Annotated in this window: 17 protein-coding genes; 15 read left to right on the forward strand and 2 right to left on the reverse strand. The window is 62.6% G+C overall.

Annotation, left to right across the window (positions count from 1 at the left end):
• Nucleotides 1-87: 87 nt before the first annotated feature.
• The 4 genes from JL474_RS19090 to JL474_RS19105 all read left to right on the forward strand — a co-directional run bounded on the left by JL474_RS19090 (nucleotide 88) and on the right by JL474_RS19105 (nucleotide 4,182).
• On the forward strand, nucleotides 88-1,893 hold the full coding sequence (locus JL474_RS19090) for a sensor histidine kinase (protein WP_203143357.1): 1,806 nt from the start codon (nucleotides 88-90) through the stop codon (nucleotides 1,891-1,893).
• Nucleotides 1,890-3,242 carry a sigma-54-dependent transcriptional regulator gene (locus JL474_RS19095; RefSeq protein ID WP_123635957.1) on the forward strand — a complete coding sequence of 451 codons (1,353 nt, stop codon included), beginning with the start codon at nucleotides 1,890-1,892 and terminating at the stop codon, nucleotides 3,240-3,242. Before JL474_RS19090 ends, JL474_RS19095 begins: the two co-directional genes overlap by 4 nt.
• Nucleotides 3,243-3,339: 97 nt before the next feature.
• Nucleotides 3,340-3,621 (forward strand): YebG family protein, encoded by a 282-nt coding sequence (locus tag JL474_RS19100; protein ID WP_203143359.1) that lies wholly within the window; start codon nucleotides 3,340-3,342, stop codon nucleotides 3,619-3,621.
• 6 nt (nucleotides 3,622-3,627) lie between these two features.
• Nucleotides 3,628-4,182, forward strand: a complete 555-nt coding sequence (locus tag JL474_RS19105; protein ID WP_203143361.1) for an META domain-containing protein — start codon at nucleotides 3,628-3,630, stop codon at nucleotides 4,180-4,182.
• Nucleotides 4,183-4,198: 16 nt separating this feature from the next.
• Here the strand turns inward: JL474_RS19105 and JL474_RS19110 are convergent, their stop codons facing one another.
• A complete protein-coding gene (locus JL474_RS19110; RefSeq protein ID WP_123635990.1) occupies nucleotides 4,199-4,744 on the reverse strand; it encodes a YaeQ family protein in 546 nt (181 codons plus the stop codon).
• 227 nt (nucleotides 4,745-4,971) lie between these two features.
• Between JL474_RS19110 and JL474_RS19115 the strand changes: the two genes are divergently transcribed.
• Nucleotides 4,972-5,766 (forward strand): SDR family oxidoreductase, encoded by a 795-nt coding sequence (locus JL474_RS19115; protein ID WP_203143363.1) that lies wholly within the window; start codon nucleotides 4,972-4,974, stop codon nucleotides 5,764-5,766.
• Between the two features lie 14 nt (nucleotides 5,767-5,780).
• Entirely contained in the window at nucleotides 5,781-6,344 is a 564-nt protein-coding gene (locus JL474_RS19120) for a nucleoside 2-deoxyribosyltransferase (protein ID WP_203143365.1), read from the forward strand.
• Here the strand turns inward: JL474_RS19120 and JL474_RS19125 are convergent.
• Nucleotides 6,336-7,280, reverse strand: coding sequence for a ketopantoate reductase family protein (locus JL474_RS19125; RefSeq protein ID WP_203143367.1), 945 nt, complete (start codon nucleotides 7,278-7,280; stop codon nucleotides 6,336-6,338). The two genes, JL474_RS19120 and JL474_RS19125, sit on opposite strands and share 9 nt — an antisense overlap.
• 916 nt (nucleotides 7,281-8,196) lie before the next feature.
• On the opposite strand from JL474_RS19125, the gene JL474_RS19130 reads away from it, so the two are divergent.
• From JL474_RS19130 to JL474_RS19170, 9 genes are read left to right on the forward strand one after another with little or no spacing between them, the layout of a single operon-like run.
• Entirely contained in the window at nucleotides 8,197-9,609 is a 1,413-nt protein-coding gene (locus JL474_RS19130; protein WP_203143369.1) for an undecaprenyl-phosphate glucose phosphotransferase, read from the forward strand.
• 19 nt (nucleotides 9,610-9,628) lie between these two features.
• Nucleotides 9,629-10,105: a low molecular weight protein-tyrosine-phosphatase gene (locus tag JL474_RS19135; RefSeq protein WP_203143371.1), complete on the forward strand. Its 477-nt coding sequence runs from the start codon at nucleotides 9,629-9,631 to the stop codon at nucleotides 10,103-10,105.
• Between the two features lie 47 nt (nucleotides 10,106-10,152).
• Nucleotides 10,153-11,289: a polysaccharide export protein gene (locus JL474_RS19140; RefSeq protein WP_203143373.1), complete on the forward strand. Its 1,137-nt coding sequence runs from the start codon at nucleotides 10,153-10,155 to the stop codon at nucleotides 11,287-11,289.
• A gap of 12 nt (nucleotides 11,290-11,301) precedes the next feature.
• Nucleotides 11,302-13,563 carry a polysaccharide biosynthesis tyrosine autokinase gene (locus tag JL474_RS19145; protein ID WP_203143375.1) on the forward strand — a complete coding sequence of 754 codons (2,262 nt, stop codon included), beginning with the start codon at nucleotides 11,302-11,304 and terminating at the stop codon, nucleotides 13,561-13,563.
• A gap of 8 nt (nucleotides 13,564-13,571) precedes the next feature.
• A complete protein-coding gene (locus JL474_RS19150; RefSeq protein WP_203143377.1) occupies nucleotides 13,572-14,927 on the forward strand; it encodes an O-antigen ligase family protein in 1,356 nt (451 codons plus the stop codon).
• The gene (locus JL474_RS19155) at nucleotides 14,905-15,999 is read left to right on the forward strand and encodes a glycosyltransferase family 4 protein (protein WP_203143379.1); all 1,095 of its coding nucleotides are present in this window, start codon (nucleotides 14,905-14,907) and stop codon (nucleotides 15,997-15,999) included. Before JL474_RS19150 ends, JL474_RS19155 begins: the two co-directional genes overlap by 23 nt.
• A gap of 9 nt (nucleotides 16,000-16,008) precedes the next feature.
• Nucleotides 16,009-16,512: a glycosyltransferase family protein gene (locus tag JL474_RS19160; protein WP_123635947.1), complete on the forward strand. Its 504-nt coding sequence runs from the start codon at nucleotides 16,009-16,011 to the stop codon at nucleotides 16,510-16,512.
• A gap of 28 nt (nucleotides 16,513-16,540) precedes the next feature.
• The gene (locus JL474_RS19165; RefSeq protein WP_203143381.1) at nucleotides 16,541-17,035 is read left to right on the forward strand and encodes a glycosyltransferase; all 495 of its coding nucleotides are present in this window, start codon (nucleotides 16,541-16,543) and stop codon (nucleotides 17,033-17,035) included.
• Complete coding sequence (locus JL474_RS19170) at nucleotides 17,032-18,261, forward strand: glycosyltransferase family 4 protein (RefSeq protein ID WP_203143383.1); 1,230 nt, start codon at nucleotides 17,032-17,034, stop codon at nucleotides 18,259-18,261. Before JL474_RS19165 ends, JL474_RS19170 begins: the two co-directional genes overlap by 4 nt.
• Nucleotides 18,262-18,283 lie beyond the last annotated feature (22 nt).

Raw genomic sequence — 18,283 nt, forward strand, 5'->3', positions numbered from 1 at the left:
GGCAACAACCGGTCGGCCGCACCCGGCCGGTTGTTCCTTGCCCGCCTCAGGGGTAGGCTTGCCTCGGACATTCATAAGCAGGCATCCATGACCTACCGACTCTGGGCAGTACTCCTTTTCCTCGTGACGATCGGCTTTTCCTGGCTGCTCGGCGGCTGGGCCGGCTATCGGATGCTGGAACAGGAAGCCCACGAGGAATCCTTCCGCTACACCCAGCTCGTGGCCAACGAGCTCAAGCGCTATCGGCCGATTCCCGAACTCATGGCCGAACATCCGCTGATGGAAAACGTCCTGCTGAATCCGGACAACCAGCGCCTGATCCTCGAGGCCAACGAGGAAATGAAGCGTATGGCCAACATCGTCGGCAGTTCCGACGTGTACCTGATGGACCGCACCGGCTTCACCATCGCCGCCAACAATTACCAGCGCCGGGACAGCTTTATCGGCCGGGTATTCGATTTCCGCCCCTATTTCCAGGACGCCATGCGCACGGGCGACTCGGCGGTGTATTTTGCGCTGGGCACCACGTCCGATATCCGGGGCCTGTATTTTTCCCACCCGGTGAAAAACGGACGGGGCGACATTCTCGGCGTTATCGCTGTGAAGGTGCAGGTGAACGAACTGGAATCCCAATGGCAGCGGCCGGCCTCCCTGCACGATGCGGAAATGGTGGTGCTGGACGATGACGGCATCAGCTTCCTGTCGAGCCGGAAGGACTGGCTGTACCGGGATTTCGATCGCCAGTCGCCCAATCCCGCGCCGAGCCTGCGTTACCCCAACCGGGACCTGGCGCCCATGGCGATCACGCCGCTGGGTCAGCCCTGGGGCGTGTCGGCCAAGGTGGCCCGCATCCACGTCAGCGAACCGGGTGTCGACCAGGACTACCTGCAATTGCGTACCCCGCTGCCGCGGATGGACTGGACCCTGCAGGTCATGGTCAGCACCCAGCCAATCCTGTGGATCCGCATCCAGTTCCTGATTGGCGGCTTCATGCTGTTCCTCGGGATTTTCCTGACCTGGCTGTATTTGCGGGAGCGCTATCGCCGGGAGGCGGAGCTCGCCCAGCGCGGCGAACAGCTGGAGAAACGGGTGGCCGAGCGCACCGCTGACCTGGAGAACACCAACCAGCAGCTGCTGGAAGAGATCCGCCAGCGGGAAGAGGCCCAGGACGAACTCAAGGAAACCCAGCAGGAGCTGATCCAAGCGGCCAAACTGGCGGTATTGGGGCAAATGTCCGCGGGTTTGAATCACGAGATGAACCAGCCACTCACCGCCATCCAGACCTACGCCCGCAACAGTCGACGCTTCCTGGAGCGGGGCGAGACGGCGATGGTGGACGCCAACCTGCAGGAAATCGCCAGTCTGTGCCTGAAGATGGCGGAGCTGACCCGGCAGTTCAAAGTCTTCGCCCGCAAGTCCGAAGGCCCGCCGTCGTCCATTGACCTGCGCCAGCCCATCGACGCGGCGTTGAAGATCATCACCGCCCAGGAGAACAGCGAGGGTGTCACCATCGACTGGCAGCGCCCGGACGAGCCCGTCATGATCCACGGCGACCTGATCCGCATCGAGCAGGTGATGGTGAACCTGATCGCCAATGCCGTGCAGGCGGTGGAGGGCGTGGACGACCCGCGCATCACCATCGATATCCGCTCGGACGACGACGGCTGGCAGTGCCGGATCCGGGATAACGGGTCGGGCCTGCCGGCCAACACCGAGCAGGTCTTCGAACCGTTCTTTACCACCAAATCCATGAAGCAGGGGCTGGGCCTCGGTCTGTCCATCTCGCGCCAGATCGTGGACGCGCAGGGCGGTCGCCTGACTGGGCACAATCGCAACGACGGCGACGGTGCTGAATTCATCCTCACTCTGACCCGACGGGAGACCGTGGAATGACCCAGACCGACGTGATCTTTATCGACGATGAGGATTCCATTCGCCACGCCATGGCCCAGACCCTATCGCTGGAAGACCTGGGGGTGGCCTGCTACGCCGATGCGCCTTCGGCCCTGCGCCAGATCGATCCGGACTACACCGGGGTGATCCTGTGCGACTACAACATGCCGGGCATGGACGGGCTGGAACTGCTGGACCAGGTCCAGGCGATGGATGCGGCCATTCCCGTCATCATCCTCACCGGCCAGGGGGACATCAGCACCGCGGTGTCCGCCATGCAGCGCGGTGCCTACGATTTCATCGAGAAGCCGTTCGACCACGACGAGCTGATCGAACTGCTGCGCCACGCCCTGGAGAAGCGCCACCTGGCACTGGAGAACCGCCGGCTCAAGGCCCAACTGCGCCAACTGGCCCGGCCGGGGCCGCGGATTCTCGGCGACTCTCCGGCCATGCAGAAGGTGATCGCCACGGTAGAACCCCTGCTGGACATCTCCGCCAACATCCTGGTGTTCGGTGAGACCGGCTCGGGCAAGGACGCGCTGGCCCGTTTCATTCATGAGAACAGCCCGCGCAGCACCCACAACTTTGTTGCCATCAACTGCGGCGCAGTGCCGGAAAACCTGATCGAGAGCGAGCTGTTCGGGCACGAGGCGGGGGCGTTCACCGGGGCCGACAAGCGCCGCATCGGCAAGATCGAACACGCCGACAAGGGCACCCTGTTCCTGGATGAAGTCGAGAGCATGCCGATGGCCCTGCAGGTGAAATTGCTGCGGGTGCTGGAGGAGCGCAAGGTGGAGCGCCTGGGCAGCAACACGCCGCTGGATGTGGACGTGCGGGTGATCGCGGCCACCAAGTCCGATCTGAAGCAGCTCAGCGACGAAGGCGAATTCCGCGCCGATCTCTACTACCGCCTCAACGTGGTGAAGGTGGACATCCCGCCCCTGCGGGAGCGCAAGGAAGACATCCCGGTGCTGTTCCACCACTTCGTACTGATTGCCGCCGCGCGTTACGACCGGGAGAGCGTGCCGCTGGACGCCGAGCAGGCCGCCCGACTGATGCAGCACACCTGGCCGGGCAACGTGCGGGAGTTGCGCAACCTGGCGGAACGCTACGTGCTGCTGGGCGCGCCGGCGCTGGATGAAACCGGTGTGGCGGTTTCCGACAACGTCCCCGGCCGGCGCACCCTGAGCGAGATGATGGACGCCTTCGAACGGTCGGCCATCGTCAGCGCCCTGAACGCCTGCCAGGGCAGCCTCAAGGACACCATGGTGCAGCTGGGCATTGCCCGAAAAACGCTGTACGACAAGATGAAGAAGCACGGGCTCGACAAGGCCGAGTTCCGGGAATAATCGGAATACTGTTTTTATATACAGTATTTGGGTGCTATTCTTGCCTCTACTTTTTCGTTGAACGCTGCTCACGTAGCGATAACAGGAGAAACGCAGTATGGCTGTTCAAGCGTTGTATTTCTCGGAGAGGGACGGGCAAGAGATGGCATTGAAGAACCCCGACAAGATGCTCTTCACCAACAAGGCGGATGCCGATGCCCGTGACCGGATGCTGGAGTTGTCCGAGGAAATTATGGTATTTCTTCAGTCCCGGGTTGAGGGTTTGTCGGACGACCTGGCCGAGCAGTGTGCCCTGAGCATTGCCCAGAAAAAGGACCTGTTCCAGAAAGCCCTCAAGAAGCCCTCATTACTGAACGCATCCAGGGAAGACAGTGAGTAGACAGCGATGACCCGAAACCCTCTGGCACAGCTCGGACTGTGGATGATGCGCGGCCTGCAAGACCGGGCATCGGCCTCTCATGGATTGTGGCAGGGGAGATCGGGACGGCCAGGCCGGGGCAACGGATGGCTTGCCATCGTGCTGGCCGCCGGCCTGCTGAGTGCCTGCACCACGGTGCCGGTGGAGGATGAATCCACGGCACCGAAAGTCAGCTTTACCAACACCATCTGGCGCCTGGTGCATGTGGGCGGCAACAAGGTGGCACCTCCCGAGCCGGACGGTCAGGCCCCGTTTATCATCTTCCTCGACGATGGCCGCGTGGGTGGTTTTGCCGGCTGTAATCACTTCAAGGGCACCTACGCGGTGGTAAACGGGGAGTTCCGTTTCACCGAGATGGCGGCGACCCGTGACGTGTGTCCAAACGATCCGGTGGAAGGGCCCTACATGAAGGCGATGCGCCAGACCGTTGGCGTGAAACAGGACAACGACGAACTGCTCCTGCTCAACAAGTCCGGTCAGCCACTGGCCGTGCTCAAGGCACAGGTAAAGCGGCTCAAGTAGCTTCAGTGAGGGCTGTTCAGGCTTCCGGGTAGAGGCGCACCGGATCAATAGTGACGATCTGCTCACCGTCGCCAAAGCTCGCCTGCCCATCCTGGATGGTGCACTGGAAGTGCATCGAGCGCTCCGCCAGGGCCGCAAGTGCCTGACTGTCTTCCGCATCGATCTGCAGGATCACCAGGTTGTCGAAGCGCGAGACCTTGCCCTGCAGCTTGTCCCACCAGATCGGCACGGCGCGCCCGCCGTAAGCCAGGATCACCACCTTTTCCGAACGGCCGCAGGCTTTGCGGATACGGCTCTCGTCCGGCAGTCCCAGCTCGATCCACAGCTCGATCTCGTCACTCAGGCTCTTCTGCCACAGATCCGGTTCATCGTCGGTGCTCAGCCCCTTGGTGAACTGCAGCGACTCGTCGGCGTAAAGCGCGAACGCCAGCAGGCGCAGCATCAGCCGCTCGTCGGTCTCCGACGGATGCCGGGCCAGGGTCAGGGCGTGGTCGGCGTAGTGATCCCGGTCCATATCCGCAATGTTGATATGAGCCTTGAAGACCGTGGATTTCAGGGCCATGGCGAGGTTCTCTGAATCAATGGGTGGTGACAGCCAGCCGGTATTCTCGGGCAAGCGGTGCATGGGGTAAAGCACATTCGTACTGGCGTGCCGGAGTGCCCATTCAAAGCGGTGTGACAGGTGTTGATACCCCAGCCCGCAGGCGGGACGGTGACGTGTGGCCCTGTGTTGATCCGGGCGCTTCAGTTACATTGGACGCCTCAATAAAAGCATAACAAGGAGCTTTCATGACCACCCGAACCGTTTGGATTACCGGCGCGTCGTCCGGCATCGGCGAAGCCCTGGCCGTGCGCTTTGCGCGGGACGGCGCCAACCTGGTGCTGTCGGCCCGGCGCGAGCCCGAACTCCAGCGCGTGGCCACTCGCTGTCTCGAAGCCGGGCTCGGCGAACAACAGGTGCTGGTCCTGCCGCTGGACGTTACGGATTGGGACGCCCTGCCCAAGGCCGTGCAGACGGTGCGGGACCGATTCGGCGCCATCGACCTGCTGATCAATAACGCCGGCCTGTCCCAGCGGTCGCTGTGCAAGGACACGGACATGAGCGTCTACCAGAAACTGATGGACGTCGACGTCATGGGCCAGATTGCCCTCACCAAGGCCGTCCTGCCGCACATGCTCGAACGCGGGGCCGGGCACATCGCCGTCACCGCCAGCGTGGCCGGCAAGGTAGGCGTGCCTCAACGCACCGGCTACTGCGCCGCCAAGCATGCGGTGATGGGCTTCTTCGATGCCCTGCGGGCGGAAGTGGAAGACGCCGGTATTCACGTCTCGACCATCGTGCCCGGCTTCATTCGAACGTCCATCGCGGAGAACGCCCTGGCCGCCGACGGTTCCGCGTTTGGCCGGGTGGACGACGACATCGCCGGTGGCATGGACGTGGACGAATGCGCCGAAGTCGTGGTGAACGGGCTCAACGCGAAGAAGCGGGAAATCCCGGTCGGCAAGGGTAAGGAAATGGCGGCGCTGTGGGTCAAGCGCATCGCACCGGAAATGCTGTTCCGTCTGACCAAGGGCCGCCACTGACATCGGAGGTTTGCATGGCACCACAACCGAGCGTGTACCTGGCCGGACCAGAGGTCTTTTTTCCGGCGGCCGTCCGTGACGAGATCGACCAGCGCAAGAAGGCGCTGTTGTCGGAGGCCGGACTGGTCGGCCTGTCGCCGTCGGATAACGCGATCGACATCGAGCATGACGCCGATCCTGCCCGGGCCATCTACGACGCCAATCTTACCCTGATGGAACAGGCGGACGGCCTGATTGCCAACCTGACGCCGTTCCGGGGTCCCAGTGCGGACGCCGGTACCGTGTACGAGCTGGGGTACATGTTGGGGCAGGGGAAGCCGGCGGTTGGTTTTACGGTGTGCCATACGCCCTACTGCGCGCGTGTCGAGGGCGAAGGCTTCGACCCGAACGGCGCGGCCATTGAGCCTTTCGGGCTGGCAGACAATCTGATGCTGGATTGCGGCCTCGCCCGGGCCGGCGGTGTGATGCTGCAGGGGAAGCGGGCGTATCCGCCTACCGGTTTTGCGCCTGCCGATTACTTCGACGAGGCGCTGTTCCGGCAGGCGGTGGCGCATCTCAGAACGCAGTTGTCAGGCTGAGGCTTCCCTGGCCTTCAGGTGCTCGCGCATGCGCAGGGCCACCAGCATGGTGTTCAGGTGCGGCACCGCCACGCCGTGTTGCTTGGCGATGGCCACAACGTTGCCCAGCACCGCATCCAGCTCGATGGGCCGGTCGTTGAGGTAATCCAGCGCCATGCTGTTCTTGTAGGCGGTCATCTTGCGGGTACCGGCGATCTGCTTGTCGATGATCGAACGGTCCATGGGATAGCCGTCCGCCTCGGCCACCTGGATCACTTCCTCGGTCAGCGCACGGATCAGGTCTTCGCCTCCGTCGCTGTCCAGGATGGTGTCGGTGTCTGCCCCTTCGGCCAGTACCGACAGCGGGTTGAACGGCGTGTTCCACAGGCACTTGCGCCAGCGTTCGCCCACCACTTCCTCCGTCAGCTTGACGTTGATGCCCCCGGCATTGAACAGGTCGGACAGGGTCTGGCAGTCCTCGCTGATGCCTTTCGGGAACTGCCCCATTACCAGCCGGCCGTAGGAATTGTGGTGAATCTGGCCCGGCCCCACACGGCTGACGCCGATAAAGGCCAGACAGCTGATCACCGGATTTTGCGGGAAGGCGTCGGCGATCTCGCGCTCGATATCCAGGCCGTTCTCGATCAGCACGATGCGGGTGTTGTCGCCCAGCCAGGGACGAATCAACGCGGTCCGGTCAACGCCCGGCAGCACCTTGACGCAGAGGATCAGGTAATCGGGTGCGGTTTCCGGAGAATCGCCGTCGCGGTAGACATGGTCCGGCCGGTAGGAGAGGTCGCCGAGTTCGCTTTCAATCTGGATGCCGTTGGCCTTCACGGCGTCGTATTCCGAGCGCATCACGACGCTGACCGGGCAACCGGCGCGCTTGAGGATGGCGCCGTAGAAACTGCCGATGGCGCCGGCGCCGACGATCAGGATGCTGGGTTTATCTGACATGGTGCGTGACTCCTTACAGTCGTTAGGGAGCTTCTGATGAACTCCTGAACCGGCCCGGTAATCAGGCAGGCGCGAGCCGTCCCCATTCAACGATGGAGGGCTTTTCTTGCCTGTGCGAGGAGGGCGGGAATACAGCCGGACGGGATAAAACCGATGGGGCTTTTGTGGTTATGGGAGGTCTGCGGCGCAGCCTGCCCTGTTATTTCCCTGCCGGCTATCCTCGCCCGAACCCCGGGCGGCGTCAATCCTCCGAATGTCGGGCGTCGGTTCGACAGGGTATCCGTCTCGGATCAGGCGGCGGAGAGCGTCGTAGGGGCGTGGAAAGATATCGCAGATCGAAATGCTGTCAGGAGGGCACGGGAAAGAGGTCAAGGAGCGCCCAGACTGCCGCATAGATTACGCTTTTTCAGCCCTTCCCGCAGCTTTTAACGCGTTACATCTACCTTACGCGAATTTCATCGCATTGTAGTCTGATCTTCATGGCTTCTGGCGCATGCTTTTGGGGCGCATGAGACGGGGCTTTGCGCTGTTTTGCACCGTTTAACAAAGGCGATATGCCTACGCTGCCTACATTGACCGGTTAGTGCCTGCTCACGCACCGTAAATGGCCTCAGCCGACAAGGCCCGGGAGATCAGTGGTCCAGCGACATATTGCCTGAAAACAAAATGGTGCTGGCGTGACTGGTCTGGATTATGCAGCCGCAATTCCAGGAATGTCTGTGAGTTTCCTGTCTGACGCGTAGAGCGACACGCTCGATCAGTATCGACGCATGTTGCTGCAAAGCGTATGGACAGAAGCAAGCTCCGGAAGTTCCTGGAGTGCAGACCTAAAGGAGCTGATGACAGGCTCCTAAAACACATGGAGCGCGTTATGGGTGGGCACCACTTAAAAGACGTTACGCCGCAGTCCGTGGTTATGGATCGGCAGCCACCTGTGATCAGGCTGCACCATTCCCGGATTCTGGCCTTTTTCCGGGCATTTGACTGTGTTCTTGTGCTCTTCATGCTCTGGGGCGTACTGAACCTGACCGGTGCGGCCTGGGGCAATACCTACACATTCCTCGGCATGCTGGCGGTGATCAGCTTTGGCTTTTTCGCCGAAAGCAACGAGGTGTATTACATGTGGCGTGGCCTGTCCACGCCCAAGCTGGCCTACCGCCTGTTGGGGGCCTGGGCGGCCACGGCGCTGGTCACCTTCACCGTGGCCCTGCTGCTCGGCCTGGTGCAGGTCGTGGACCAAAGTGCCGTGCTGACCTGGATTGCACTGACCCCGCTGGTGATGGTGTTCCTGCACTGGGCTCGGCGTGAATTCCTGTCCCTGTACCGCGCCCAGCGTACCCAGCCTCGCCGGGTGGCCGTGGTCGGTGCCAACCGACTGGGCAGCCGTCTGGTGCAGTCCATGCAGGGGGTGCCCTGGATGGGCTATCGGGTGGCCGGTTACTACGACGACCGGGAGCCGACGGGCGATCCGGATCGCCGCCTCGAGGGCGATGAGGTCAACGTCAAGGGCGGGCTGGAGCAGCTCTATCGTGATGCTCGCGATGGCCAGATCGATATTGTCTACGTCACCCTGCCGATGCGCGCCGAAGAACGTATTCATGCGCTGATCGATCGGCTCGCCGACACCACGGTGTCGGTCTACCTGATTCCGGATGTCTTCAGCTTCAACCTGCTGCACTCGCGGATGACCGGCATCCAGGGCATTCCGGCCCTGAGTATCTACGACACACCCCTGGTGGATCACGGTTGGAGCAAGCGCCTCGAAGACGTGGTGCTGTCGCTGGGCATCCTGGCCCTCATTGCCATTCCCATGCTGCTGATCGCCATCGGCGTAAAGCTGTCGTCGCCAGGGCCGGTGTTCTTCAAGCAGACCCGCTACGGCATGCGGGGGGAGAAGATCAAGGTCTGGAAATTCCGCTCCATGAGCGTGTGCGAGGACGGTCCGGACGTGCCCCAGGCGCGTAAGTCCGACCCGAGGATCACCCCGTTCGGCGCGTTCCTGCGCCGCACTTCCCTGGATGAGCTGCCCCAGTTCTTCAATGTGCTCGCCGGCACCATGTCCATCGTCGGCCCGCGCCCTCACGCGGTAGCGCACAACGAGTACTACCGCGGCCAGATCCAGGGCTACATGCTGCGCCACAAGGTCAAACCGGGCATTACCGGACTGGCCCAGATCAACGGGTTCCGCGGTGAAACCGACACCATGGATCTGATGAGCGGCCGGATCGACTACGACCTGGAGTACATCCGCTCCTGGTCCCTGTGGCTCGACCTGAAAATCATCTGGTGGACCATCTTCCGTGGCTTCACCGGTCAACAGGCCTACTGATTAGGTCAGGGTGCAAGACGTGAGTTCGGCGTTGACGATTTCCCGAGTCCTGGTGCTGTGCGTCGGCAACATCTGCCGAAGCCCGATGGCGGAGGTCATGCTCCGGGACGGTTTCCAGAAGCAGGGTATGGCCAAGGTGCAGGTGCGCTCGGCCGGAATTTCCACGATCGACGGTCGGCCCGCCGATCCCAATGCCCAGCGTGTGCTGCAGAACAATGGTCTGGACGGAAGCCAGCACCGGAGTCAGCGCGTGGGCTGGAAAATGATCGCCTGGGCCGAACTGATCCTGGTGATGGAAGATTTCCAGAAGCAGTACATCGAGAGCGAGTTCCCCGAAGCCCGGGGCAAGGTGTTCCTGATCGGCCACTGGCGCCGGGCGCAGGTGCCGGATCCCTACCGGGGCAATTACTCGCTGTTTGAAGCGTCCTATCAGTTGCTCAACCAGTGCTCCGCAGACTGGGTGCAGCGGCTGTCGGTGGCGCTGGCCGATGCCTGAGGGGCGCCGGCAAGACCGTTTTCAATGTTTGAGTAGGGAAGGAACGTATGTTGCGCGACGTGATGTTTGATCGACGATTTTGGGCGGTAGTCGCCGTAGCGCTTGTGCTGCAGGGCTGTGCCGTGGCACCCGGTATGGAAATGGCGGGCACCGGCGTACCGGATTCGGTGACGCTACGGACCGATGAGGACCAGTCTCCGGTCAAGGTGGATGTGCATCCGATCACCGCCAACCTGATCGCCTCCATGATGAACCAGCCTCGGGACGTGCCCATGGTTCAGCCGGACGGCAACGTCGCCAAGACGGACTACCAGTATGAGGTGGGACCCGGTGATGTCCTGTCGATCACCGTTTGGGAACACCCCGAGCTGACCATCCCGGCGGGCTCCTTCCGCTCGGCCGAACAGGCCGGCAACCTGGTGGACAGCGACGGTTACATCTTCTTCCCCTACGCCGGCCGCCTCTACGTCAAGGGCAAGACCATCCAGGAAATCCGGGAAGCGCTCACCGTGGCGCTGAATCCCTACATCGAGAACATCCAGCTGGATGTGCGCGTGGTGTCATACCGCAGTCAGCGGGTGTACGTCGTGGGTGAAGTGGAAGCGCCCGGTGTCCAGACCATCGATGACGTGCCGCCGACCCTGCTGGAAATGGTCAACCGCGCCGGCGGTTTTTCCGAGCTGGCCGACAAGCGCGAGGTCACCCTCAGTCGCGATGGCAAGACCTATCGGGTGGATCTGCAGGCGCTGTATGAAGACGCCGAAACGCCGCCGGACTTCATGCTCAAGAACGGCGACGTGATCAGCGTGCCGGACATCAAGAACGACAAGGTCTTCGTGATGGGCGAAGTGGTCTATCCCGGTGGCTACCAGATCGAGAACAGCCGCAAGACCCTGGCCGAAGCCCTGGGTGACGCCGGCGGTGTGAACCCGGCGACCTCCGATCCGGGACAGATCTTCGTGCTGCGCCCGGGACCGGATCCGAAGATCTTCCACCTGGACGCCAGTTCCGTGGACGCCATGCTGCTGGCGGACCGCTTCCAGCTGGAGAAGCGTGACCTGGTCTATGTGGAAACCGCTGGCATCGTGCGCTGGAACCGCGTCATCAGCAACCTGATGAACACCGTCAGCACGCTTGAATCGGCCAGTAACACCAAATACCCGATTTTCAATAACCGGCAATAGGCAGGGATGACGATGCAGAACTCGGATAACTTTACCTCGGAGCGCCCGGGGGCGGCAGGGCAGGCGCACGCCGCGCCCGTGCCGGTCTTGCATCAGGACACGCTGGGTGATGAGAACATCAGGCTGGGGGATTACTTCGCCATCCTGATGGAGCGCAAGGGGCTGATCCTGCTGGTGACGCTGCTGGCGACGCTGGTGGGGATCGGCTACGCGGTGACGGCACCGCCGGTTTACCAGACCGACGCCCTGCTGCAGATCGAGCAGCAGAAGCCCATCGGTCTGCGCCAGCTGGGGAGCGACCCCTCGTCCCTGATGTCACAGGAGCCGCCCATCGTTGCCGATGTGGAAATCCTCAAATCACGGATGGTGCTGGGGACCGCGGTCAAGAACCTGGGGCTGGAATACAGCGCCTGGCCGCAGTATATGCCCGTGGTCGGGTCGACCTACGCGCGCTATTTCGAGAAGCATAACGAAGGGCTGGCCGACCCCATGTTCGGCATGGGCGAGTATGCCTGGGGTGGCGAATCCATCACCCTGGACAACCTGGAAGTGCCGGATAGCCTGGTCGGCACGCCGCTGACCGTGGTGGCGGGCCAGAACGGCCAGTACAAGGTTGAAGACCCGGAAGGCAAACTGCTGATGACCGGTCAGGTCGGCCAGGTATCCGAAACCGACTACGGCAACCAGCAGAGCCTGAAAGTCGAGATCTCCAGGCTGGTGGCTCGCCCCGGTACGCACTTCACCATGGAACGGGTGACGCCGCTGGACGCCATCAAGCACGTTGAGGGCAACTTCTCGGTCTACGAGCGCAGCAAGAACTCCGGCATCCTTGGCCTGTCACTGACCGGCAGCGACCCGGAGCAGGCCAGCGAGATCCTCAACGAGATCTCCGAGGTCTACGTCAAGCAGAACATCGCCCGTAATTCCGCCGAGGCCCAGCAGTCGCTGGAGTTCCTCGAACACCAGCTGCCGGAACTCAAGAAGAAGCTGACCGCCGCCGAAGAAGCCTACAACGACTTCCGGGTTGAGTATGGCTCGGTGAACCTGGACGAAGAAACCAAGGTGATGCTGGACTCGGCGGTCAAGGTCGACCAGGAACTGTTGGAACTGCAACAGAAACGGAGCGAACTGCGTCAGCGCTTCAAGCCGGATCATCCGACCATGATCGCGATCGACCAGAAGATCGCCCGCCTCCAGAGCAAGCAGTCGGATCTCGATAAGAAATCCGAGACCCTGCCAAAGGCCCAGCAAAAACTGTTGCGCCTGAGCCAGGATGTGGAAGTGAACAAGTCACTCTACACCAAACTGCTCTCCGTGGCTCAGGAGTTGCGGGTGGCCAAGGCCGGCACCGTGGGTAACGTGCGCATCATCGACAACGCCGTACCCATGCACAGCGCCGTTGCACCCAACCGCAAGCTGATTGTCATGCTGGCGTGTGTCACCGGTGCTTTCCTGGGCGTGGTTCTGGTGCTGATCCTGCGGGCCCTGCGCGGCGGCGTTGAGGATCCGGACGAGATCGAGCGCAACCTTGGCCTGCCGGTCTACGCGACCGTGATCCACAGCGATCGCCAGACCAAGATGAACCGCAAGACCTCGCGTCAGCCGCGCATCCTGGCCGACGTGGCGCCGGACGACAAGGCGGTGGAAAGTCTGCGCAGTCTGCGCACGACGCTGCACTTCTCGCTGCTGGGCGCCAAGAACAACCTGATCATGATGACCGGTCCCAGCCCGCAGATCGGTAAGAGTTTCGTGACTCTCAACCTGGGCGCCGTGCTGGCCCAGTCCGGCAAGCGGATCCTGCTGATCGACGCGGACATCCGCAAGGGCCGCCTGCACCAGATGCTGGGCATGCGCCGCGACCAGGGCGTGACCGAAATGATCACCCGCGACGGTCAGCCCATGGACTACGTGCGCAAGACCACCATCCCGGGGCTGCACCTGTTGAGCGGCGGCCAGCTGCCGCCGAACCCGGCGGAGCTGCTGCTGCACGAATCCTTCGGCCGCAAGGTGCTGGAGCTGTCGGAACACTTCGACTACGTGCTGCTGGATGCGCCGCCGATCCTGGCGGTCACGGACGCCGCGATCATCGGGCGCCTTGCCGGCACCTCGCTGATGGTGGTCAAGGACCGGAACCACCCCATGCGGGAGCTGGAACAGTCCGCCAAGCAGTTGCAGCAGGCCGGCGTGTCGGTCAGCGGGATTGTCTTTAACGACGTCCAGTTGCATCGCCAGAACCAGCAGCGTGGCAACTACGTTTACCAGTACAAGTACTAGGCCCGACCATGCCGGCGAACATTGCCACGCCCTACCGCTATGCGGCTCCGAACTACCGCTCGCGCCTGCTGATCCAGCGGGCGCGGGACGGCATGGTGCTGTTCTTCGTCTTCATGACGATCCTGGAAAGCGTCAAGATCGATATCGGCCGGATGGCGAATCTGAAGCCGTTCATCATCGTCATCCTGATGCTTGCTTTCCACTACGGCATCATGGTGCGGCGCTTCCGCTGGCGGCCGGAGTTCAATGTCTTCGTGGCCTGGTGGCTCAGTCTGTTTATACCCGCCATTGGCGGCACCATCATCTCGATGCATCACTATCTGGTGATCATCATGGGGCAGCTCCTGCTGCTGGGCTATCTGACGCTGACCTACACCTACCTCTACGACCGGGAGAATGGCGTCATCAAGGCCCTCAATGCGCTGATCGTTATCGGCGTGTTCTGTGCGGCCCTGTCTTTCGCCCAGATTGCGGGCTATTTCGTGGGCATCGACCTGGGGGTGTCCCACGCGGAAACCGTCGGTTTCCCGCGCGCAGAGTCGATTTTCACCGAAACCGACTGGCACGCCATGTTCATGGGCTACGTGGCCCTGCTGCTCACGATCTGCGGCAAGCACCTGATTCGCCAGCCGCTGCATTTCCAGATCGCCCTGGTCGGTTGCGTGATGTCCCTGATCCTGTCGTTCGGGCGTACCGCTACGTTTGCCTATCTCGGTTGCCTGGGGCTGTTCCTGCTGGTCCGCCGGCGGTTTGGCATCATCGCCGTGGGCGTCGTGTTGGTGTTCATGATGGGCCTGTCGATCCAGCTCAAGGCGCCGTTCGTGCCGGACTCACTGATTGAGCGCTTCAACATCATGGAGACGCTGGAAGACAGCAGTGAGGATGCCGGTGCCCTGGACTCCCGGCTGTTTGCGCTGGAAATGACTTGGTACTTCGTCAAGCAGGAACCGTTCTGGGGCAATGGCGCCGGCAGCATCCAGGCTCTGGTGGACCGCATGGACCTTCGGGAGAAATACGCCCACGGGGGCATCATGAACGCCGGGCGGGGCGGCACCAACCTGTTCCTGACCAGCCTGTTCGACTCCGGCATCCTGGGGCTCCTGGTGGTGATCGTGCTGGTGTTCGTGTTGTTCCGAACCGGGTTGCGCAGCTATCGGACGGCCCGTGACGCCAAGCTGGACGTGCAACGGGACGTGGCCTTGTTCCTGGTGCTGGGACTGCTCTATTTCATCCTCAACTGCATGTCCAACAACTTCATTCGTTATCCGCTGGTGTGGCTGCATTTCGTGATGCTGTTCCTGTATCACCGGCAATTGCTGGAATATTTCCGGGGAGGGGCCCATGCGCATCCTGCATTACGTTAGGCAGTTCCACCCGTCCGTCGGTGGCATCCAGGACGTGGTTCTCCAGATCGCACGGCGCCAGAAGGCGGCTGGGCATCACGTGGAAGTCATGACCCTGGACCGTATCTTTGCCGACAACGAAAAGCTGCCGGCTACGGACGAGGTGGACGGCATCCCGATCACCCGCGTGCCGTTTCGGGGCATTCGCCAATACCCACTGCTGACGCTCGATCTGGACACCGTCAATCGCTTCGACGTGTTCCACATCCACTGCGTGGACTCGATGCTGGACAAGATGATCTACCTGCGGCACCGCATCCGCGGATCGGTGTTCCTGACCACCCACGGGCTGTATTTCCACACCGAGAAGTTCGCCCGCATCAAGCAGCTGTTCTACCGCTTCATCACGCCCCGGGCGCTGGCGAAGGTGGACAAGGTGTTCGCCTGCAGCCGCAACGACTACGAGTTGATTGGCAAGATCATTCCCGATCCCGAGCGGCTGATGCTGGTGGAAAACGGCGTGGCGCTGGACAAGTTCCTGCCGGCCGCGCCCGCCGAACGTACCGAAGACCTGGTCTACATCGGCCGCATGGCCAGCCACAAGAACGTGGATGCCCTGGTGGACCGCTTCCTGGAAGCGGACACCGGTGCCCGACTGCACTTGGTGGGGCGGGACTTCGACGGCACCCTGGAGCGGCTGCAGGCCCGTAACCTGCCAGAGAGCATCGTTATCCACGGCGCCATTGACACGGACGCCATCGCCGACCTGGTGGCCCGCTGCCGCTACTTCGTCAGCGCGTCGTCCTTCGAAGGATTTGGCTTGTCCGCGGTGGAAGCCATGGGTGCCGGCCTGATCCCGATCCTCAACGACATCCCACCGTTCCGCGAGCTGGTGGAAGGCCACGGCGGCTACCTGATCGATTTCAACGCGCCCGGGAGCCTCACCCCGGTCCTGGACGCCGCCCGTCGGTCACCGGAGCTCGACACCCTGGGTGAATCCCTGCAGCGCAGCGTGCGCGGCTATTCCTGGGATGAAAAAGTGAACGCCATGCTGGCCCAGTACCAGCAAAGTCGCGCCGGCCTGGCATCTTAGGAGGACAGCATGACGACTGCGGAAACCGCCCGTCCGACGACGCGGCAAAAAGCCCAGCACCTGATGCTCGCCGCCTCGTTCGGTGGTCACTGGAAGCAGCTGATGGTGCTGGAAGACCTGCTGGATCAGGGCGACCGGCGTCTGAGTTTTGTCTCGACTTCCCGGGAAACCCCGCCGGAAGCCATCGGTGCGGATTACTACCGCATTCCCGACTGCAACGCCGGCGAACGCTTTAACGCCCTGCGCTGCCTCAGCAGCGGGCTGGGGCTGATGCTTCGCCTGCGTCCGGATCTGTTGATCACCACCGGTGCGCTGCCGGGCCTGTTGCTGGCGGTGGCCGCCAAACTCACCGGCACCCGAGTGATCTGGGTGGACAGCGTGGCCAACGCCGAATGCCTGTCCACCTCCGGTCGCATGGCGGCGAAGTTCGTCGACCTGTGCTGCACCCAGTGGGAGCACCTGGCGGACAACGACAACGCGCGCGGCCCGGTCTACCTGGGCAGCGTCCTGTAAGGCCGGCAAGGAGTCTGTTTTGATTTTTATGACTGTAGGAACCCAGCTGGCCTTCGATCGCCTGGTGCGCAGCCTGGACGCGTGGGTCGGCCCGGAGCAGCGCTACCCGGCGTTTGCCCAGATCGGCCGGGGGGAATACCTGCCCGAGCACATCAGCTACGACCGCTACCTGGATCCGGAGGCCTACCAGAAGTACCTGCAGGCCGCCCAGGTGGTGGTGGGGCACTGCGGCATCGGTACCATCCTGTCCTGCAACGACCAGGGCATTCCGGTGGTGGTGGTGCCCCGGCGTTTCGACCTTGGCGAGCACCGCAACGATCACCAGATTGCCACGGCCCGCCAGGTGGAGTCCCGGGGCCTGGCCCGCGTGGTTTACGACGAATCGCAATTGGGGGCTGTGCTGGAAGAGGTGCTGTCCGGTGAGCAGAAACCGGAGGCCTATCACAAGGAGCGGGACCGTCTCGCTCGCAACCTGAACCGGACCGTCAACCGGTTCCTCGGAACGGCGGGGGAGCTGTCATGAAGATACTGATGGTGAACACCTTCTACGCGCCCACCCAGGTCGGCGGCGCCGAACTGTCGGTGCAACAGCTGGCCGAGGGCTTTGCCCGGCGCGGCCACACGGTGGGCGTGATGACCCTGGCCCGGGACGGCGTCGGCGACCGGGAAGAGATCAACGGCGTGACCGTGATCCGCGTGCCCAGTTACAATCACCACATTCCGCTGGTCCAACAGGGCTCGCTGAGTGAGCGCACCCGCTGGCACCTGATCGACATCTTCCAGGGCGGGGACGCCGCCAAGTACGTGGACCTGTCGGAGTTCGACATCATCCACACCAACAACCTGCTGGGCTTTTCCACCCAGCTGTGGAAAACCATCCGGCGGGAGCGTCGCGAAGGCGCCGTGCTGGTCCACAACATCCGCGATTTCTACCTGCGTTGTCAGCGCTCTAACCGCTATCGCAATGGCCACACCTGCGAGAAAACCTGCGCCGCCTGCCGTCCGGCGGAAGTCACCCGTCGCCGTCACAGCGAGTGTGTTGACGCGGCCGTGGGGGTGAGCGATTACATGCTCCAGCACCACCTGCAGGCCGGCTTTTTCCCCAACGCCCAGCGCACCGCCGCGATCCACAACCGCCCCGGTGACCATCTTCGCTTCGACCGTCAGCCGCGGGCGCACGACGATCCGATCCGGGTCGGCTTTATCGGCCGGGTAGCGGAGAACAAAGGCACGTTCCGGTTGGTTGAAGCCTTCCGCAGGCTCGATCGCCAGGACATGACCCTCGCCATTGCCGGCACCGGCAACGATGAGGACGTGGCCCGCCTCGAAACCCTGATCGACGGCGATCCGCGCATCACCTATCTGGGCCGCACCACGCCCGACGTGTTCTATCCGAGTGTGGACGTGACGGTCGTGCCGTCCACCTGGGAAGAGCCGCTGTCCCGCGTGGTCAGCGAGAGCTATCTCAACGGCCTGCCGGTGCTGGCCTGCAACCTGGGCGGGCAGCCGGAGATGGTGCGTCACGAGGTGGACGGCCTGGTGTTCACCCCCACCGTCGACAACATCCACGCGGCGTTGGCCGACCTCACGCCGGAACGTCTGGCGGACATGACCCTCAACGCCCGTACCCGGTCCAATGAAATGCTGTCCGACGTGGTCATCGACCGCTATCTGGCGCTGTTCGAAGAGCTGCTGGAAGCCCGGGCCGGTACCGATTCACCGGACGGCTTGGTCGTCGGTCTCGATTAACCGTTTTCAAGGAGGAAGCCCG

The sequence above is a fragment of the Marinobacter mangrovi genome, from assembly GCF_016798325.1.
In the GTDB taxonomy this organism is placed as follows: Bacteria; Pseudomonadota; Gammaproteobacteria; order Pseudomonadales; family Oleiphilaceae; genus Marinobacter_A; species Marinobacter_A mangrovi.

Bases quoted from the DNA above. Each gene is read 5' to 3' on its own strand.
- JL474_RS19090 (WP_203143357.1), top strand. From the start codon at position 88: ATGACCTACCGACTCTGGGCAGTACTCCTTTTCCTCGTGACGATCGGC.
- JL474_RS19095 (WP_123635957.1), top strand. From the start codon at position 1,890: ATGACCCAGACCGACGTGATCTTTATCGACGATGAGGATTCCATTCGC.
- JL474_RS19100 (WP_203143359.1), top strand. From the start codon at position 3,340: ATGGCTGTTCAAGCGTTGTATTTCTCGGAGAGGGACGGGCAAGAGATG.
- JL474_RS19105 (WP_203143361.1), top strand. From the start codon at position 3,628: ATGACCCGAAACCCTCTGGCACAGCTCGGACTGTGGATGATGCGCGGC.
- JL474_RS19110 (WP_123635990.1), bottom strand. From the start codon at position 4,744: ATGGCCCTGAAATCCACGGTCTTCAAGGCTCATATCAACATTGCGGAT.
- JL474_RS19115 (WP_203143363.1), top strand. From the start codon at position 4,972: ATGACCACCCGAACCGTTTGGATTACCGGCGCGTCGTCCGGCATCGGC.
- JL474_RS19120 (WP_203143365.1), top strand. From the start codon at position 5,781: ATGGCACCACAACCGAGCGTGTACCTGGCCGGACCAGAGGTCTTTTTT.
- JL474_RS19125 (WP_203143367.1), bottom strand. From the start codon at position 7,280: ATGTCAGATAAACCCAGCATCCTGATCGTCGGCGCCGGCGCCATCGGC.
- JL474_RS19130 (WP_203143369.1), top strand. From the start codon at position 8,197: ATGGATCGGCAGCCACCTGTGATCAGGCTGCACCATTCCCGGATTCTG.
- JL474_RS19140 (WP_203143373.1), top strand. From the start codon at position 10,153: ATGTTGCGCGACGTGATGTTTGATCGACGATTTTGGGCGGTAGTCGCC.
- JL474_RS19145 (WP_203143375.1), top strand. From the start codon at position 11,302: ATGCAGAACTCGGATAACTTTACCTCGGAGCGCCCGGGGGCGGCAGGG.
- JL474_RS19150 (WP_203143377.1), top strand. From the start codon at position 13,572: ATGCCGGCGAACATTGCCACGCCCTACCGCTATGCGGCTCCGAACTAC.
- JL474_RS19155 (WP_203143379.1), top strand. From the start codon at position 14,905: ATGCGCATCCTGCATTACGTTAGGCAGTTCCACCCGTCCGTCGGTGGC.
- JL474_RS19160 (WP_123635947.1), top strand. From the start codon at position 16,009: ATGACGACTGCGGAAACCGCCCGTCCGACGACGCGGCAAAAAGCCCAG.
- JL474_RS19165 (WP_203143381.1), top strand. From the start codon at position 16,541: ATGACTGTAGGAACCCAGCTGGCCTTCGATCGCCTGGTGCGCAGCCTG.
- JL474_RS19170 (WP_203143383.1), top strand. From the start codon at position 17,032: ATGAAGATACTGATGGTGAACACCTTCTACGCGCCCACCCAGGTCGGC.